The following is an 18682-nucleotide window of genomic DNA, read 5'->3' on the forward strand; positions in this document are numbered from 1 at the left end:
TGGAAAACTGGTCTAATCCGTTAGCTGTCGGTGATGCGGCAGAGGATGTTCGCGTCTCACAATGTATTGAAGAGATGGTTGGAACACTTGCCATGATTCTTCATGGACAATGTACCAATAAAGAGCATCCATTATTACTAGGACATTTACCCAACTGGCATAAACCAGTTGATGCCATTGTCTTTTCAGGTGGTGTAGCCTCCTGTATTTATGAAAATGACTGTACGCAGCGTCAGTATGATGATATTGGCGAAAAACTAGCAAAAACGCTACTTAAGCATGAGCAGCTTCAATCATTTTTATGGCTGCGACCAGAGGAAACAGCACGAGCAACAGTCACGGGGGCAGGTACACAGACCACTGAAATAAGTGGCGCAACTATTCAAGTAGATGCCGACGTGTTACCACTAAAAAATGTGCCTGTCTTCAACTGCCATATGAACGATGCAACAACAGACTTTAACACTGTAGTAAAGACAGCTGTTGAGCGAGCGGATGATCTATTTTCCATACAGGATAATCGTTCACCATTTGCCCTCTATTTTAGTGAATTGCCGTATTTAAGCTTTCAGGATGTACATGCATTGTGTGAGGCTGTTTTGCAGCATTTGGCGACAAGATGCTCCAAGGACATACCAATTATCATAGTCATTCAATCAGATTATGCAAAGATTATTGGACAAACCATACAAGCAATTAATTCTACAGTACCAATTATTTGCATCGATCAAATTAAAGTGGAGACGGGTGATTATATCGACATAGGAGAGGTTCTGCCATCTGGCGTTGTTCCTGTTGTTGTAAAAACTCTTGCCTTTCACTCAAAGTAAGGAGGATGAATGTGAATTTATCGGTGATATTTGGTGGAGAAAAATATAATTTTAAATCATTAAAAGATGTCATGGCGAAGGCCAATGAAGAAAAATCAGGCGATCAGCTAGCGGGGATTGCAGCTGAAACGGTTCAACAACGAATCGCAGCAAAGGCTGTATTAAGTGAGCTGTTAGTGAAAGATATTCGAGAAAATCCATTAGTGCCACAAGAAAATGATGAGGTTTCACGCATTATTGAGGGTGACATTAATGAGCAAATATATGGAGAAATCAAAAACTGGAGCATCGAACAGCTACGCGAATACATTTTATCAAATGATACGGGTGACCGTGAGCTAAAGCGTTTAAGCAAAGGGATGAATTCCGAGATTATTGCCGCTGTTACAAAACTAATGTCCAATTTAGATCTTGTACATGCAGCCAATAAAGTTGAAATACTTTCAACGTGTAATATTACGATTGGTCAAAAAGGGACGCTGTCATCTCGTCTACAGCCAAATCATCCGACAGATAATATTGATGGCATCATCGCCTCTCTAAAAGAAGGACTGTCCTATGGTATTGGGGATGCTGTTATCGGCATTAATCCTGTAGATGATTCAGTTGAAAGTGTCAAAAAAGTGCTTACGGCTACAAAGGAATTCATCAATGATTGGTCCATTCCTACACAAAACTGTGTATTAGCTCATATTACAACACAGATGAAGGCAATTAAACAAGGTGCCCCAGCAGATATGATTTTCCAAAGTATCGCAGGGACAGAAATTGCTAACCGTTCGTTCGGTATTTCTGCTGATTTAATACGAGAAGCAGAGGAGCTCATTAAAAAACAAGGAACAGGTACTGGTCCAAATTTATTCTACTTTGAAACAGGTCAAGGCTCAGAGCTATCGGCAGAGGCACATATGGGTATTGACCAAGTAACACTGGAATCGCGAAATTATGGCTTTGCTAGACATTTTAATCCTTATATTGTCAACACAGTAGTTGGCTTTATCGGTCCAGAGTATTTATACAACAATAAACAGGTTATTCGTGCTGGTCTAGAAGATCATTTCATGGGCAAAATGCATGGAATCCCTATGGGTGTAGATATTTGTTATACGAACCATATTAAAGCGGATCAAAATGATATTGAAGATTTAAGTGTACTACTGACAGCGGCAGGCGTTAACTTTATTATCGCTGCGCCAATGGGTGATGATGTAATGCTTAACTATCAATCGATGAGCTTCCATGATGTAGCTACATTACTCCAAACATTTGGTAAAAAACCAGCACCAGCATTTTTAGCATGGTTAGAAAAAATGGGCATTTATGAAAATGGTCGACTTTCAGCAAGAGCTGGCGATTTATCCATTTTTGAAAGGTAGGTGAATCGAGTGAATGATCAATTAGTCTCTATGATTACACAGCTTGTCATGGAAAAGATGGAGAAAAATACAGGAAACCAAGCACCTGAAGTTGTAGCTCCTCCAGCAGAACAATCACTTATTAAAATATTTGATACAGTCGACAATCGTCCGACAGAAATAACAGAGTCTCAAACGACATCACAGGGACCGTTAATAAAGCTGTATCAGCACGGAGCGCCTCAGTCGGAAACGATAGCTCCTGCTACTTTTGAACAACCTTTTAATACGGCTGTGCCGATTAAGCCATTTCAGTTTGAAGCAGAATCATTAACAGAAAGTGTGCAGGCTGCAAAAAAACATACACCTGCTCGAATTGGCGTTGGTAGAGCAGGGACGAGACCAAAAACGAAAACATGGTTAAAGTTCCGACTTGATCATGCTGCTGCGGTAGATGCCGTATATGGTGAAGTTTCCGAAGAGCTTTTACAAAAACTAGATGTTTTTCAAGTAACAACGAAAGTAACTGATAAGGAAGAATACATTACAAGACCTGATTTAGGTCGTCGTTTATCAGAGGAATCAAAGGCACTGATTCAACAAAAATGTAAGCAACAGCCTAAAGTGCAGATTATTATTTCGAATGGCCTAAGTGCCAGTGCCATTGAAGAAAATGTGCAGGATGTGTACTTGGCACTTCAACAAAGTCTTAGCAATTTAAATATTGACATCGGTACTACATTTTATATTGATAAAGGCCGTGTCGCTTTGATGGATGAAATTGGAGAGCTGTTACAGGCAGAGGTAATTGTTTACTTAATTGGTGAGCGTCCTGGTCTTGTCTCCGCAGAATCGATGAGTGCGTATTTATGCTACAAGCCAAGAATCGGTACAGTCGAAGCGGAGCGTATGGTGATATCCAATATCCACAAAGGTGGTATTCCACCATTAGAAGCGGGTGCTTATTTAGGAACAGTCGTACAAAAAATCTTGCATTACCAGGCAAGTGGCGTTGAGCTTGTCGCAAAAGAAGGTTAGGGGGCTGAAACATGAATCCTCAAAAAATTATGGCGCAAATTTTGGCGATGCAAACCATTCCAAGAGTCAACAGTGAATTAGCAGAGCAGCTAGATTTAAAGCCATATCACAATAGCATTGGGCTTGTCACATTGACCATTGATGATGTTGGATATGTTGCTATTGATGAAGCAACGAAAAAGGCAGATGTTGACGTTATCTATGCGAAAAGCTTCTATGCGGGAGCAGCTCATGCATCGGGCCCATTATCAGGTGAAATGATTGGCATCATTGCAGGAAGCTCGCCTGATGAAATTCGTAGCGGACTTGATGCCATTCAACAAAAAATTGAGTTTGATACGTACTTCGAGGCGATTAATAACAATGAAAATCATGCTTTGTTTGCCCATACAGTGGCAAGCTGTGGAACGTATCTCGCCGAGCTGGCAAATGTAAACGTCGGCACACCACTTGCCTATTTAATCGCACCGCCACTAGAGGCAGTAGTTGGATTAGATGCAGCATTAAAGGCGGCAGATGTAGAGTTAAAGGTTTTCTTTGGCCCTCCGTCTGAAACCAATTTTGGTGGCGGCCTATTAAGTGGTAGTCAATCATCTTGCGAGGCTGCGGCAAATGCTTTCAGAGAAGCTATTGAAAATATAGCTAGAAATCCAGTGATCTAGAAAGGAGGCGGCTTTATGGCCACATTAGACAAAGATTTATTAGCAATTCAAGAAATGAGAGATGCCGTTAAACAGGCTAATACAGCACAGGCTGCCTACATGCAATTTTCACAGCAGCAAGTAGACAACATAGTGAAGGCTGTTGCGGATGCTGCCTTTAAGGAAGCAGACCGTTTAGCAAAAATGGCTGTGCAAGAAACAGGGATGGGTATCCCTAATCATAAAAAAATGAAAAATGAAGTGGCTTCACGAGATGTCTATGAAGATATTAAAGACTTAAAAACGGTTGGTATTGTAGGCTATGATCGGATGAAGAAAGTGGCAGAGATTGCGAGTCCTTTTGGGGTCATCGCAGGTATAGTGCCAACGACGAATCCAACATCTACAGCCATTTTTAAAACACTTATTTCTTTAAAAACAAGAAATGCATTAGTGCTAAGTCCACACCCATATACGGTGAAATGTACAAAAGAGGCGTTAGATGTTTGTCGAGTAGCGGCGGAACAAGCTGGTGCACCTGAAGGGCTACTGCAATGCTTAACGATGTCTTCTATGGAAGCTACGCAACAGCTCATGAAGCATCCTGATATTCATTTAATTTTAGCAACAGGCGGCGGTGCTTTAGTGAAGGCAGCCTATAGCTCTGGAAAGCCAGCTTATGGTGTAGGGCCGGGGAATGTCCCAGCTTATATCGAAAAATCAGCTAATATCCAAAAGTCTGTCCGTCAACTGGTTCACAGTAAGTCGTTCGATAATGGCACCATCTGTGCAACAGAACAAGCCATCATTGTAGATAAGGCGATTGCTGAACAGGTACAGACGGAATTAAAGAAAAACGGTGCCTATCTATTAAATGCTGAAGAAAAAGCAAAAATGGAGAAATTAATTTCACCTGTTCCTGGAAAGGTAAATCCACAAATTGTCGGGAAATCAGCTACTTGCTTAGCAGATTCTGTTGGCATCACAGTCCCAGAAGATACAAAAGTTCTTGTTGGGTTAGAAACGATGATTGGTAAAAATATTCCGTTTTCGCTTGAAAAACTTTCACCAATCTTTGCCCTCTATATAGTAGAAAACAGTACAGAAGCAAAGCAAGTCATGATTGACCTATTAAATATTGGTGGTCGTGGACATACATGCTCGATTCACACTGAAAATGCAGCATTAGCTGAGCAATTCTCTGTTGAATTACCTGTCTCACGTATTGTAGTCAATACATTATCATCTATCGGTGCAGTAGGTGGAACAACAGGATTAGCACCATCCTTTACATTAGGCTGTGGTACATTTGGCGGTAATATTACGTCGGATAACATTACAGCAAGACACCTATTAAATATTAAACGTATGGCTTATGGCATTAAAGATGTCGAAGTACCAAAACCAGAATTTGAAGTACAATCCGTTGTTGAGTCGGTTGTCTCACAGGAGCCTGCTCTTGACACGACGATGGTTCAACAAATTGTCGATCAAGTATTAAAACAAATCACATTACAAAATAAATAAATTATTTGGAGGAATGACAAATGAGTACAGCATTAGGAATGGTAGAAACAAAAGGTTTAGTAGGAGCAATTGAAGCAGCAGACGCAATGGTAAAGGCAGCAAGCGTTAATTTAGTAGGAAAAGTACATGTAGGTGGCGGTATCGTAACAGTGCTTGTACGTGGCGATGTAGGTGCAGTAAAAGCAGCAACAGATGCAGGTGCAGCAGCAGCTCAACGTGTAGGAGAACTTCTATCAGTACATGTAATCCCACGTCCACATCACGAATTAGAAATGATTTTACCAAAAGCAGAAGCATAATTTTAGCTTTATTTAGGACAAGACGCCCATCTCAATTGTTGGTGAATTAAACTGTGGATACAACACCACCACAATTACGCTAGGGCATAAAGGATTAGGATGAGAGTTAATCCTACCAGAGGACAGCTCTCATCTTGTCTAATAGGTAAACAATTAATGAGATAAAGAGGTGGCTAACGTGACAACAGCTACAAAAACATTTCCAGTGGCCATTTCGGCTCGTCATATTCATCTTAGTGAAGAGGATTTGCAAGCACTTTTTGGTCCAAATGCAACGCTGACAAAGGATTTTGACTTATCACAGCCTGGGCAATTTGCTGCCAAGGAGCGTGTCTCTATCGAGGGTCCAAAAGGCATTATCCATAATGTTCGTGTACTTGGACCAGTGAGACCAGCAACACAGGTGGAAGTCAGCCGAACAGATGCCATGAAGCTTGGTGTGAAACCTCCGTTAAGACAGTCGGGTGATATTGACCATTCTGCAGGCATTAAAATCCTTCACCAAAATAAAGAATTGCATATCGAGCAGGGTGTTATCATTGCACAGGCACATATTCATATGACAGAAGAAGATGCCAAAGCATTGGAAGTGCATAATAACGAATTGGTTTCTGTGGAAGTTGAAAGTGATCGACCTGTTACTTTCCGTGGCGTAGTCGTCCGTGTTTCCAATGACTTTAGTCTGGAAATGCATATCGATACGGATGAAGCCAATGCAGGTTTTATTGAACAGCAAGCACAGGGTAAATTAGTAAAAATCTCATCGTAAGGAGGAGGCAAGATGCAAGAAAATCTGGTTCAAAAAATTGTGGAAGAAGTTCTGCAGCAAGTCTTAAAAAATCAATCTTCCCCTCCACATGACGGTAAAATTCCTATTGGTGTATCTGCCCGCCATGTCCATCTTGCACAAGCAGAGGTGGAGCAGCTTTTCGGTGAGAATTATCAGCTTACACCGAAGTTTGAGCTTTCACAGCCAGGGCAATTTGCTGCAGAGGAAACCGTAGTAATTGCTGGTCCAAAAGGATCAATTGAGAGAGTACGTATTCTTGGCCCAGCTCGATCGTTGTCTCAAGTGGAAGTAAGCTGGACAGATGCTATGAAATTAGGGTTGAAACCTCCATTAAGAATTTCCGGTGATATTCAAGGTTCTAGTCCTGTTACATTAATCGGTCCAAAGGGGAGTGTCGTGTTAAATGAAGGACTTATTATTGCACAGGCACATATTCATATGTCCCCTGCGGATAGTGCGAGATTTAATGTAGTAGATGGACAGTCTGTTCAAATCAAGGTAGAAGGAATTCGCCCGATTATTTTATCGAATGTGGTCATCCGTGTATCAGAGCGTTATCGATTAGAAATGCATATCGATACAGATGAAGCCAATGCAGGATTAATTCAGCAGGGAACACTTGCTGAAATTGTACATCACCAAGGAAGTGAACCATCTTCTATACCAGTGAAAGTGCAGTCGCCAGTCGTAGAGAAAGTAGAGAAACCATCCGTCTATCATTATGATAAAAAGCTACTTTCACAAATAGAAGTGCTAGAAATAGAAGCACAAGAAATTGTAGTACCAAAGAAAACGATTGTGACAGCATTGGCTTATGATAAGCTACGAGAGCTAAATAAAACATTAACGGTCCGAGCTGAGTAGTAAGACAATTTGTGTCGCATAAAGAGGGTGAAGTTCATGCAAATGGGTAGAGTAATAGGCAGTGTATGGGCAACACGTAAGGAGGAAGGGCTGAATGGATTAAAGCTATTAATCATTCAACCCATTGACTCCAATCAACAGCCGATTCGCACAGAAATTGTTGCAGCTGATCGTATAGGTGCGGGGATTGGTGATGATGTACTCATTACAAGCGGTGGGTCATCACGCTATATTATGAAAGAAAATCCATTACCAATCGATGCAGTTGTTATAGGTATTATTGATTCTACTGAAGTGATGAGAGGTGAAGACAATGAGTAGCGCAATTGGAATGATTGAAACAAAAGGCTTAGTTGGTTCGTATGAAGCAGCGGATGCCATGATTAAGGCGTCAGACGTCACAATCGTTAAACAGGAATTCGTTGATGGTGGAATTGTGACGGTCGTCGTGAAGGGTGACGTAGGTTCAGTACAAGCAGCGGTAGAAGCTGGAAAGGCTGCTGCCATGCGTGTTGGTGAACTATTAGGCGCTCATGTCATTCCGAGACCTGATGAAGATGTATTCCAAATGATTAAAGGCCCAGAGGCACCAAAGAAAAAGCCTGCCTCTACACCAGCATCAGCACGTGCTAAAAAAACAACCGAAGCAACACCGACGACAGATAATCGAGGTGAAGAATAATGGCCTTTCGTAAAAATAAAATCGCTGTTATTGGAGCTGGTCACACTGGTTCTACATTGAGTTTATTTTTAGCACAAAAAGAATTAGGTGATGTGGTGCTTGTCGATATTCCAGAGGCTGAGAACCCGACAAAAGGGAAGGCATTGGATTTACTACAGACAGGCCCAATTGAAAAGTTTAATGTCTCCATTAAAGGGACGAGTGATTACGAAGATATAACTGGTGCCGATATTGTCGTTATTACAGCTGGTATCCCTCGTAAGCCAGGCATGAGTCGTGATGATTTAGTTACTACAAATGCCAAAATTATTCAACAGGTTTCAAGACAAATTAAACACTATGCTCCAAATAGTATCGTCCTTGTGTTGAGTAATCCAGTTGATGCTATGACCTATGTGTGTCATAAGGAAACAGGCTTTGCTAAAAATCGGATTATCGGTCAGTCTGGTGTGTTAGATACAGCTCGCTTCAATACTTTTGTAGCCCAGGAGCTTCAAATTGCACCAGAAGATGTCTCTGGCTTCGTGCTAGGGGGACATGGTGATGAAATGGTGCCATTAATCCGTTATTCCTATGCTGGAGGTATTCCATTAGAAAAGCTAATTCCCCAGGAACGACTTCAGCAAATCGTCGAGCGTACACGTAAAGGTGGCGGTGAAATTGTCGGTTTACTAGGAAACGGAAGTGCCTATTATGCCCCAGCTGCGGCATGTGCACAGATGGTTGAAATCATTATCAAAGATCAACGAAAAATCATCCCTTCTATAGCCCTATTAGAAGGTGAATATGGATACCACAATCTGTTTTTAGGGGTACCAACTATTTTAGGTGGCAATGGGATTGAATCTGTGATTGAATTGCACCTAACCAATGAAGAACAAGCAGCCCTCCAGCATTCAGCAGAGGCTGTTAAACAAGTGATTGCCATTTGCCAAAACATTGAATAGTGAAAACACAATCTATTTTTTAAATTGAAAGATAGGATCCCCAACTTTCTTTCGATCGAAACTTCATAATAGCTCTTAAAAATGTTTGATTGGAAACCGAACATAACTGAAAGCTAGTTAATATTCCCCTTATTATATATAACACTCTCATTTATGGGAGATCTGACTGTAGCAAGCTTAAATGTTTGCTACAGTTTTTTGTTATGTTCACAACCTATATCATAAAAACGATTAACACTTCTACTATAATCAAATAAGGAGGGATGTGGATGAACAACATCGTACAGGAGATGGTTGAATGGATTGAAAGTCATCTATTAGAGGGATTCTCATTAGAGCATTTAGGGAAGGATATGGGGTACTCCCCTTATTACTGTTCCTTTAAATTCCACCAGATAACTGGAATAACAATCAAAAAATATAGTTCACTTCGAAAAATGTATCTTGCTTCAATGGCCTTAAAAGATCCACAAAAGAAAATCATCGACATTGCTTTTTATCATGGTTTTTCATCTCAGGAATCCTTTTCTAGAGCTTTTAAAAATACATTTGGTATAAGTCCAAACGATTACAGAAGGTCCCCACAACCTTTACAAACATTCGTGAAGCTGAATTTACTGGGGGAGAGAGGATGGTTTACGATGGATATTTCACAAAAATTAAAAATTGAGGCGTTACAAGAGAAAATCAATGCCCAATATGATCAAAAGATATTGAATGTATTGAACGGGCAAATGATGTATGAAGAGTTTGCTAAACAGCAATTAATGGGGAACTCTGATTACGTACCTTTTAATGAAGCGATGTGTACAAATCCAACGACTAGTGTGATTTTCAGTGAAGAATTTAATAAAATTCGTGCTACGGGGCATCAGGTGTCATTAGAGGATTATGAGCTGATAACAGTGAATCCGTTGAAACCATTGTTGACAAATGACTATCAATGTATTGTTTTATGGTTTGGAGACGATATGTTTTGTCAGCTGAATCTACTGACAGTTCTTGCTTTCTTAGAACAACAAGGGTATCAAGGCAAGGTCTATTATCATATGGTCAAGGAAATGACCTATGATGTGGAAGAAACGGAGATAGTACTAGGCGATTATATGGAGATCTATGAACAGGTGTTGATACAGCATCGTCTTCCAAAGGCTACAGTTTTACCAGTCATGTACCAGGGCGTTCAATTATATTTCAACTATTTAAAGGAGGAGAACGAGATTACCACGTACATAAAAAAACATCTCGATATGCCTCAAAATGATCTGATAAAGCAACTATTCTACTTATTTCCTCACTATGGATTAGGGGATCGTCAATATAGTAAACTTATCGAGAAAAGTAAAGAATGAATAGTCAGATTCATTTTACCAAAAGGTCCACAATATACAAAATTTTCGAAAATATGATAAACTTATAACGGGAAAAGGAGGATAAAAGCATGACAGTTCAACAATTTATAGACTATGTGAAGAAGATGCAACATTATGAGGAAGCACTCAATGTGATTTATTGGGATATGCGGACAGGTGCACCCAAAAAAGGGCTAGCGCAACGTTCAGAGGTTATTGGCACATTGTCAGCCTCTTTATTTGATATGCAGACAAGTGAAGAATTAGGCGAGCTTTTATCTGCTTTAGAAACACAAAAAGCGGATCTTGACTATGTAACACTTCGTTTAGTGGAAGAAGTAAGAAAGAATTACGATCAAAACAAAAAAATCCCAGCAGATGAATATAAAGAATACGTGATTCTTCAATCAAAATCGGAAACGGCTTGGGAAGAAGCAAAGGCAACTAATAATTTCGCCCTTTTCTTACCATATTTAGAAGAAATCATTCAATGGCAGAAAAGATTCATTCACTATTGGGGCATAAAAAACGGATCTCCGTACAATACATTACTCGATTTATATGAACCAGATATGACGACAGATGTCTTAGATCAAGTGTTTGGCGACTTACGTCAATCAATTGTGACACTTGTCCAGAAAATTGCCGATTCATCGAATAAGCCAAATACAGATATGTTATTTAAGCATTTCCCAAGGGAAGCACAGCGTGAGCTATCATTAGAAATGCTAACGCAGCTTGGGTATGATTTTGAGGCAGGACGCTTGGATGAAAGTGTGCATCCATTTATGATTGGCTTAAATTATGGAGACGCTCGTATTACAACAAAATATGATGAAAATGATTTCCGTTCAGCCATTTTTGGCACAATTCATGAATGTGGACATGCGATGTATGAGCAAAACATTGATGAAAAACTTGCAGGTCTACCGTTAGCAACTGGAACTTCGATGGGGATTCATGAATCACAATCATTATTTTATGAAAACTTTGTCGGCAGAAATGAAAAGTTCTGGGAGCATAACTACGAGCGTCTTCAACACTTCTCACCAGCTCAATTTGGCGATGTTGCATTAGACGAATTTTTACGTGCCATTAATATGGTCGAACCTTCCTTTATTCGTATTGAAGCGGATGAACTAACGTATCCACTACATATTATGATTCGCTATGAAATTGAACGTGACTTGTTCAATGGGGATTTACAGGCGAAGGATCTACCACAGGTATGGAATGATAAATATGAAGAGTATTTAGGTATTCGACCTGAAACAGATGCACAAGGTGTGCTACAAGATATGCATTGGTCAGGCGGCATGTTTGGCTATTTCCCATCCTACGCATTAGGGATGATTTATGCGGCGCAGTGGAAGCATGCGATGGACAAGGATATTCCTAATTTTGATGAATTACTAGAAAAAGGAGAGCTACTGCCAATTCGAGAGTGGCTAACTGATAAAGTTCATCAATATGGAGCATTGAAAAAGCCATTTGAATTGCTGAAAGAAGCGACAGGGGAAGGCTTAAATGCTAAGTACCTTGCAAACTATTTACAAGAAAAATATACAAAGCTATATCAGTTATAAAAAAGCAAGCGATTTCTCTACAATGAGAAATCGCTTATTGCTTTAAAAAAGCCTTTTGAGTCAGCTGGGGAATTGGAAATAATTCATAAGATTGGCATTTTGCAAGCGGATGGGACAAAATTACAATTTAAGATTTAAAGTAATTCACATGTTTCATTATTATTCTTTATAAAATATGCAACATTATAACGAATTATTTTTAAGCTGAACTATTTTGTTCAACATTCGGGCCAGATTGTGGAATAAAATCATTTTGTGCAATGTTACCAAACAAGGATTTAGTAGCTTATTTTACATAAATGATAGACTGTTTAAAAAATTTCCATTAATATGTTATTTTTAATGAAATTAAATCTAATTTGAGGTGAATTTATATGTTATTAAAGCCAAATAAACTCCAGCAAGGAGATTATATCGCCACAATAAGTCCTTCTTGGGGAGGTGCTGGAGAACCAGAATTAAAATGGCGTTATGAACAAGGCGTAAAAAGACTTGAAGAGGTTTTTGGACTGAAAGTTATAGCAATGCCAAATAGCTTGAAAGGTGCAGATTATCTAGACAAAAATCCAAAAGCACGTGCAGAGGACTTAATGATGGCTTTTAAGGACCCCAAGATTAAAGCTATTATTGCAAATATTGGTGGAGATGATAGTGTTCGTTTACTCCATTACATTGATTTTGAGGTTATAACTAAAAATCCTAAAATTTTATTGGGTTACTCAGATGTAACGATTGTTCATTTATTTTGTTTGAAGGCGGGTATATCTTCATTTTATGGACCAGCAATTTTAACCGATTTTGCTGAAAACGTTGAAATGCACTCATATACCGTTCAATCTATTCAGAAAACGCTATTTTCTAATGAAGTAATAGGTGAAATTGTTCCTTCTGTAGAATGGACAAGTGAGCATTTAGAATGGATAGAATCAAATAAAAATCAAAAACGCACAATGCAGCCTAATAAAGGATACGAATTGCTGCAAGGTAAAGGTATAGTGCAGGGACGTTTAATAGGAGGGTGCATTGAAGTACTAGAGTTTGCTAAAGGTACCGTGCTATGGCCTGAAGAAAAATACTGGGAAAATTGCATCCTTTTCTTTGAAACATCTGAAGATCAACCAGAGCCTAACCTACTTAGATATTGGTTGAGAAACTACGGTGTACAAGGTATTTTACAAAAAGCAAACGGAATTATATTTGGTAAACCACAAGATGAAAAGTATTGCGAAGAATATAAAGAAGAGATTTTAAAAGTGATGAAAGAATTTAACTTGGAGGATACACCAATTCTATACAATATGAACTTTGGACATACCGAACCAAAATTCATTTTACCTCTTGGTGCATTAGCAGAAATTAATTGTAATAGAAGCTCTTTTACTATTTTAGAAAACGCTGTACTGTAAGATGTTAGCGGCTTTTTGGGACAAATATGGATATTCAATAATCGGGCGCTTTTCTTGTATAAGGAAAGTGCTTTTTCAATTTAAGGGCAAGGTTAGAACAAAGAAAAAATATTGACTTGTTACTGTTAATGACAGTATACTGTCAATAACAGTGATATTGTATCATTAAAAAATTTGAGGGGTGTATCTTTTATGAAGCATACAGGGAGACATACAGGAGCATTTCTTTTGCTGTTTTTAACAGAGGGAGATAACTATGGGGGAAAACTTCTACAAAAATGTGAGGAGGAGCTTCCCATCAACCCAATTGATAGTGCGATATTATATCGCACGCTAAAAAAATTAGAGGAAGAAGGCGCTGTTGAATCTTATTTGAATATATCTGAGCAAGACAAACCGATAAGGATGTACAAAATTACTACTATTGGTAAAAGAAAATTAGAAGAATTTCATCTAGATATTGAAGAAAAATTGAAAAATTTAGCTTTTTTCCTAGATAAATTTGAGAAATGGAAGGTTCAAGATAATGGTTAGTGGCTTAGTTCTCTATTCGATAGCCTCTATATATTTGGGAATTTCCTTCATAAAAGACAAATACAAAACAAAAACAGCATTATTTAAATCATGGACAATGTTTCGAAATGTTTTGCCAGATTTATTAGCGATTATGCTATTTATTGGTCTAGCATTATCTTTATTGACACCATCCCTTATTTCTTCCATTATTGGGGGGAATTCAGGTTTCTTAGGTATCATCTATTCCACGATTATTGGCTCAATTGCTTTAGTTCCAAGCTTTATTGTCTTTCCTCTCGGACATACATTAGTTCAGAATGGAGCTGCCCTTCCGCAAGTTGCCGTATTAATGTCGACATTGATGTCTGTAGGACTTGTTACTTTAACTATGGAGCAAAAGATTTTTGGAAGAAGTTTTGCTTATGCTCGAAATATTTCTTCCATAATAATGTCTCTTCTATTTGCATTAATTATTTGGGTAGTGATGACATGATGAAGCTAAAAAGATATCGTTTCTTTTTCATTTTATTATTAGGATTATTTCTTCTTACATTTATGAATCAAGCAATTGCTATAAAAACCGTTCAGTTAACTGGTAAAAGTATTTTGGATATGTTATTTCTGCTACCTCCTATATTTATATTAGTTGGATTATTAGATCAATGGGTAACGAAAGAAACACTTATTAGTTATATGGGTGAAAAATCAGGTATATATGGAGTCCTCTTCACTCTATTATTAGCAACGGTAGCAGCAGGCCCTCTTTATATAGCCTTTCCAATAGCAATATTATTATTGAAAAAAGGAGCTAGTGTGCGCCATATAGTATTTTTCTTAGGGGCTTGGTCGACAGTCAAATTGCCGGTTCTGTTGTATGAATTCACATCATTTGGTCTTAAATTCACACTTATTCATATTTGTTTTGGTCTCGTGTTTTACTATTTAACAGGAATTCTTTTTGAAAAATTATACAGCCAAGAAAAATTACTAAAGGATAATGCAACCATGGAGATATAGATTTAAGTCATTAAAACTTTTAACCCCTCAATTTCTAATTTATAATGTTATGAATACGTTATTCAACAATCGGGCGCTTTTATGAATCATGTTGCGAGGTGATATTTGGATTGGGGATTAATATTTTGATGTATACAATGGTCTTTTTAGGACAATTAATTAGCGTCAGTTTAATATTAGCTATTTTTACTTCTGTTTTTGTTAAGAGCAGGAAGCAAGGTCTTGTATTTTTAACAATCTATATATTACTAAATATATACTCTCTAATTAGTGGATTTAAATTTTCGTTAGTAATGGGGAGTGGTATGTTGATTATATATATTTGCTTAGGTATATTAACTTACTTTGTTATTAAAAAGAAACTTTCAAACCTCTTTTTGGATATCAAATATAGAGGTCTATTTTGACAGCAGGAGACAAGATAACTGTCTTGATATTCAACAATCGGGCGCGTTTCTCTAAGAAATGCGCCTTTTTTCATCAGAAACAGCATTAGCAAGATCAACTTGTTTTTCCTTTAAGTTTCGAGGTATAGTTATATTATGGGAATTTAACCCAAATTTCCTAAGTTAAATGATGAGAAAATAATTAGTTCAGGGGGAATATAATGTTCATTAGGAGAGCAAAAATAGAAGATTGCAATTTTTTAACCAACTTGGCTTATAAATCAAAAGCTTACTGGGGATATACAGAAGATTTTCTACAACAATGTAAAGATGATTTGACTGTAACTAAAGAATACATAGAAGAAAATCCCGTTTATTTAATGGAGAGTGATAACAAGATAGTAGCTTTCTATAGCTTTACAATTAGTGAACGGAAATTAGATGCATTGTTCATAGATCCTAATTATATCGGTAAAGGATTAGGGAGAATGATTTGGGACCATTTACTAAATAAAGCAGAAGAGTTAGGAATAAACGAATTTACTCTTGATAGCGAACCTAATGCTGAAGGTTTTTATTTAAAAATGGGAGCAGAGTGCATTGGCTCTACTCCTTCTTCGGTGTTCCCAAATCGTCATCTTCCTCTAATGAAAGTTAAAGTGTTTTAAAATGCATTAATTAGATTAATTACGGAATTTAAACAAGAAGTGTGTTAGATGACTATATTTATTTTTAATCATTATCACTAAATGTGTAAACGGCTTGAGTTCTTTAGAATTATGGGTACAAGCCGTTTTTTATTTCGACTGTCAACTTGATGGGGTGCAATTGTGAAATGATGATTTTAGTCCTTCAAAATCACAGGTTGAAAGTTTTCTTGAACTAAATGGGTGCTTTAGTTTAACAAGTAAAAAACAATGAACACTAACTTGATCTTCAACAATCGGGCGCGATTCTGTAATAAGGATTAGCGCTCCATCTCATTATAGGGCCAGTTTAATTGAATAAGAGATGTTGAACAAAAAACCCGAATAGCTACACTTTTTTAGTGTCCACTATTTGGGCAAGTTCGGTTTTTTATTTACTGAATAGCTGAGATTAAAACTTCAATTATGTAGTCTGAATCATTTACATTGCATGTAAATACATATACGGGCTGATAATAACCTTTTGTATCATAAGTATATGTTAGACGAACATTCGTTATCGTTAATGTATCACCTTTTTGTAAAGGATTGTATGTGCTAAACTCTCCGTTTTCCATTACATTATATGCTTGCTGTTGTGAAATTAATTGCTTTTTCGCAACCATTTCATTGTCACTGATGTCAAATAATATGTCGGGTACTTGCTGATTAAAAAGACTAATCATAACCAGACCTTTAGAGAAATCTTCACATGTGGATTGTAAATTCTCTGGTTCAGCTAAATCCCAACGAATTGTACGTTCATCTTGCTGCTGATAGATAGCGTTATTAGGTAATAATCCTTCACTTTTTAACCAATTTTCTAAAAGTTGCTTTTTCTGTTTAATATCAACTTTTAGGGGGTCATCATTTATATTATCGAATGATAAGGACCAAGAACCATTTGACATGAAATAAGTTAAATAATAGTTACTGCCTTCATCGTCTTGAAATGTAAATATACGATTATCCACTTCAATCCGTATGCCACCTTGTTGTTTCAAATTAAATTGTTTAGCAATGGATTGGGCGATTAATTTTCCTTTTTTTATATCATTTACATCTTTATTGTAATAAACACATGCGTTAGGTGATTTATTGGAAAGTTCAGTTTCCAGTTGCATCTGTATGTGTTCCATATTTTGTTTTTGTGCAGGTTTGAATGGTAGATTCCCAAATTCTTGAGCGTTATATACCACATTTGCTACGCCAAATAACGTAATAAAAACTACTGGAATAGAAATAGCTTTCACAATCGGTATAAATGTTAATTTTCGTTGTTCAGTCCATAAAATGAATACCATCACGATAAAGTACCCTGCTAAACTCCCAATGGTATTATGCAAAAGGTCGTCTAATTCAAAAATCCCTTTACCTGTAATCAATTGGGAAATTTCAATACAAGACGTGAAAGCAATTGATATGACGAGTACACGCCAAAATGATTTGTTTTTATGATGAATCAACGGTAATAGTACGCCTAACGGTACAAACATTAACATATTAAAGATGATTAATTGATATTCAGTCAGTGACCACTTGTTCCATGCATTTACATAACTAGTGAATAGACTGAAATTAATCTGATCTGTATATTTTGCCCCTCTACTGAGAGTAGTGATTCCAAATACTACAATGAACCAACAAATAAGTAAAGTGATGAGAACAAATTTAGAAAGACGTATTGGATATTTCCCCTGATAAAATTTTCTATATATAAAGTATCCAATTATCAAGATTGTGATGATAAAAATAGAATATTTTACATACGGTAAAAGACCCGATACTATACTAATCAAATCCATTGTAACGTAACCTCCTTAATAATTTGCCTTGTTCATTGTAGCAAGAAAATCTTAAGGTTCTTTAAGTATAAAACTTAAGATTTTATGAAGTATGTAAGTATGTTTAGTTATTAAGTATTTAATAATGACTGTTTTCAATAAGATGGTTGTTATTCGGCTAACGGGTGCTTATCTTCAATAAGGTACTCAACAATCGGGCGCTTTCCTGGAAACAAGGAAAGTACCTTTTTGATTAATTAGAGTTCGGAACTATCAATATTTTTTTAGTTTGTTGAATATCCTTGTATGTCAATACAATCTATTATTGCGATTTTTGGGGGATATTGATATGAACGAATTTAATACAGATAGATTAAAAGAATATTTAATACGATCAGGAGACCACTTAAAGCCTTCTAGTTTAGGAAAGAATTAGAGATAGAACATCTAAGGGAAGCTTGTCAAACAACGATGGAGAAAGCACTATTTGAGTTTATGTATTCAACCGGCTGCCTTATTGGTGAAGTTGTAATATTAAATCGAGAAGAGATCGATTTTCAATCGAATTCAGTAATTGTACAAGGGAAAGGTGATAAAGAAAGGGGAAGTGTACTTTAATACCCGCTGTTCTATTTGGTTAAAAAGGTATTTAGATGAAAGAGAGGATAAGGAACCTCGTTTGTTTATTACGGACAGACGGCCGAAAAGGCGAATGAGCATTGATAATTTAAGATATATTATCAAGCGCATATCAAATCGTGCTAGTATAAAAGAGTATACATCCGCATCAATTACGACACAGCTATGCAACGCATATGATTAATAACGGTGCGCCAATTGATGTCATTCAAAGTTTACTAGGTCATGAAAAGAGTGAGACTACAAAGATACGCTCAGCTAAGCGGAAAGCTAAGACAGGATTTATACAGTAAATACTTTTAAAAAACTTTCATTCAATTAAGACACTCATGTAGAA

General features: G+C 37.3%; 19 protein-coding genes and 1 pseudogene. 19 read left to right on the forward strand and 1 reads right to left on the reverse strand.

Annotated features, from left to right (window positions below; genetic code table 11):
• From RT445_RS17225 to RT445_RS17310, 18 genes are all read left to right on the forward strand, one after another.
• Positions 1-830, forward strand: an 830-nt coding sequence (locus RT445_RS17225) for an ethanolamine ammonia-lyase reactivating factor EutA (RefSeq protein ID WP_313471075.1), incomplete at its 5' end; no start/stop codon positions are given.
• Positions 831-835: 5 nt separating this feature from the next.
• Positions 836-2206, forward strand: coding sequence for an ethanolamine ammonia-lyase subunit EutB (locus RT445_RS17230; RefSeq protein WP_274796479.1), 1371 nt, complete (start codon positions 836-838; stop codon positions 2204-2206).
• Positions 2207-2215: 9 nt separating this feature from the next.
• On the forward strand, positions 2216-3223 hold the full coding sequence (gene eutC / locus RT445_RS17235; RefSeq protein WP_274796480.1) for an ethanolamine ammonia-lyase subunit EutC: 1008 nt from the start codon (positions 2216-2218) through the stop codon (positions 3221-3223).
• An 11-nt stretch (positions 3224-3234) separates the two neighbouring features.
• Positions 3235-3885: an ethanolamine utilization microcompartment protein EutL gene (gene eutL / locus RT445_RS17240; RefSeq protein ID WP_312505513.1), complete on the forward strand. Its 651-nt coding sequence runs from the start codon at positions 3235-3237 to the stop codon at positions 3883-3885.
• Between the two features lie 15 nt (positions 3886-3900).
• A complete protein-coding gene (locus RT445_RS17245) occupies positions 3901-5391 on the forward strand; it encodes an aldehyde dehydrogenase family protein (protein WP_313471078.1) in 1491 nt (496 codons plus the stop codon).
• Positions 5392-5411: 20 nt separating this feature from the next.
• Entirely contained in the window at positions 5412-5690 is a 279-nt protein-coding gene (locus RT445_RS17250) for a BMC domain-containing protein (protein WP_004269321.1), read from the forward strand.
• A gap of 178 nt (positions 5691-5868) precedes the next feature.
• On the forward strand, positions 5869-6459 hold the full coding sequence (locus RT445_RS17255; RefSeq protein WP_274796484.1) for a phosphate propanoyltransferase: 591 nt from the start codon (positions 5869-5871) through the stop codon (positions 6457-6459).
• A 12-nt stretch (positions 6460-6471) separates the two neighbouring features.
• Positions 6472-7344 carry a phosphate propanoyltransferase gene (locus tag RT445_RS17260; RefSeq protein ID WP_274796485.1) on the forward strand — a complete coding sequence of 291 codons (873 nt, stop codon included), beginning with the start codon at positions 6472-6474 and terminating at the stop codon, positions 7342-7344.
• Positions 7345-7380: 36 nt separating this feature from the next.
• Positions 7381-7665 (forward strand): EutN/CcmL family microcompartment protein, encoded by a 285-nt coding sequence (locus tag RT445_RS17265; RefSeq protein WP_008176433.1) that lies wholly within the window; start codon positions 7381-7383, stop codon positions 7663-7665.
• Positions 7658-8026 (forward strand): BMC domain-containing protein, encoded by a 369-nt coding sequence (locus tag RT445_RS17270; RefSeq protein ID WP_274796486.1) that lies wholly within the window; start codon positions 7658-7660, stop codon positions 8024-8026. Before RT445_RS17265 ends, RT445_RS17270 begins: the two co-directional genes overlap by 8 nt.
• A complete protein-coding gene (mdh, locus tag RT445_RS17275) occupies positions 8026-8973 on the forward strand; it encodes a malate dehydrogenase (RefSeq protein ID WP_312505508.1) in 948 nt (315 codons plus the stop codon). Before RT445_RS17270 ends, mdh begins: the two co-directional genes overlap by 1 nt.
• A gap of 269 nt (positions 8974-9242) precedes the next feature.
• Complete coding sequence (locus RT445_RS17280) at positions 9243-10325, forward strand: helix-turn-helix domain-containing protein (RefSeq protein ID WP_312505506.1); 1083 nt, start codon at positions 9243-9245, stop codon at positions 10323-10325.
• An 89-nt stretch (positions 10326-10414) separates the two neighbouring features.
• Positions 10415-11911, forward strand: a complete 1497-nt coding sequence (locus RT445_RS17285) for a carboxypeptidase M32 (protein WP_312505504.1) — start codon at positions 10415-10417, stop codon at positions 11909-11911.
• A gap of 374 nt (positions 11912-12285) precedes the next feature.
• On the forward strand, positions 12286-13317 hold the full coding sequence (locus tag RT445_RS17290) for a S66 family peptidase (protein WP_312505503.1): 1032 nt from the start codon (positions 12286-12288) through the stop codon (positions 13315-13317).
• Between the two features lie 192 nt (positions 13318-13509).
• Positions 13510-13851: a PadR family transcriptional regulator gene (locus tag RT445_RS17295; protein ID WP_274796491.1), complete on the forward strand. Its 342-nt coding sequence runs from the start codon at positions 13510-13512 to the stop codon at positions 13849-13851.
• Positions 13844-14326, forward strand: coding sequence for a hypothetical protein (locus RT445_RS17300; RefSeq protein ID WP_274796492.1), 483 nt, complete (start codon positions 13844-13846; stop codon positions 14324-14326). The genes RT445_RS17295 and RT445_RS17300 overlap by 8 nt, the downstream gene beginning before the upstream one ends.
• Positions 14323-14850: a permease gene (locus RT445_RS17305; RefSeq protein ID WP_312505500.1), complete on the forward strand. Its 528-nt coding sequence runs from the start codon at positions 14323-14325 to the stop codon at positions 14848-14850. Before RT445_RS17300 ends, RT445_RS17305 begins: the two co-directional genes overlap by 4 nt.
• 607 nt (positions 14851-15457) lie before the next feature.
• Entirely contained in the window at positions 15458-15904 is a 447-nt protein-coding gene (locus RT445_RS17310) for a GNAT family N-acetyltransferase (RefSeq protein ID WP_274796494.1), read from the forward strand.
• Positions 15905-16317: 413 nt separating this feature from the next.
• Here RT445_RS17310 and RT445_RS17315 read toward each other — a convergent pair whose 3' ends face one another.
• A complete protein-coding gene (locus RT445_RS17315; RefSeq protein WP_312505497.1) occupies positions 16318-17727 on the reverse strand; it encodes a VanZ family protein in 1410 nt (469 codons plus the stop codon).
• 235 nt (positions 17728-17962) lie between these two features.
• Between RT445_RS17315 and RT445_RS17320 the strand changes: the two are divergent.
• Positions 17963-18648: pseudogene (locus RT445_RS17320) on the forward strand (tyrosine-type recombinase/integrase).
• Positions 18649-18682: the final 34 nt, after the last annotated feature.

This window comes from Lysinibacillus sp. (genome assembly GCF_032093475.1).
GTDB classification, from domain to species: Bacteria; Bacillota; Bacilli; order Bacillales_A; family Planococcaceae; genus Lysinibacillus; species Lysinibacillus irui.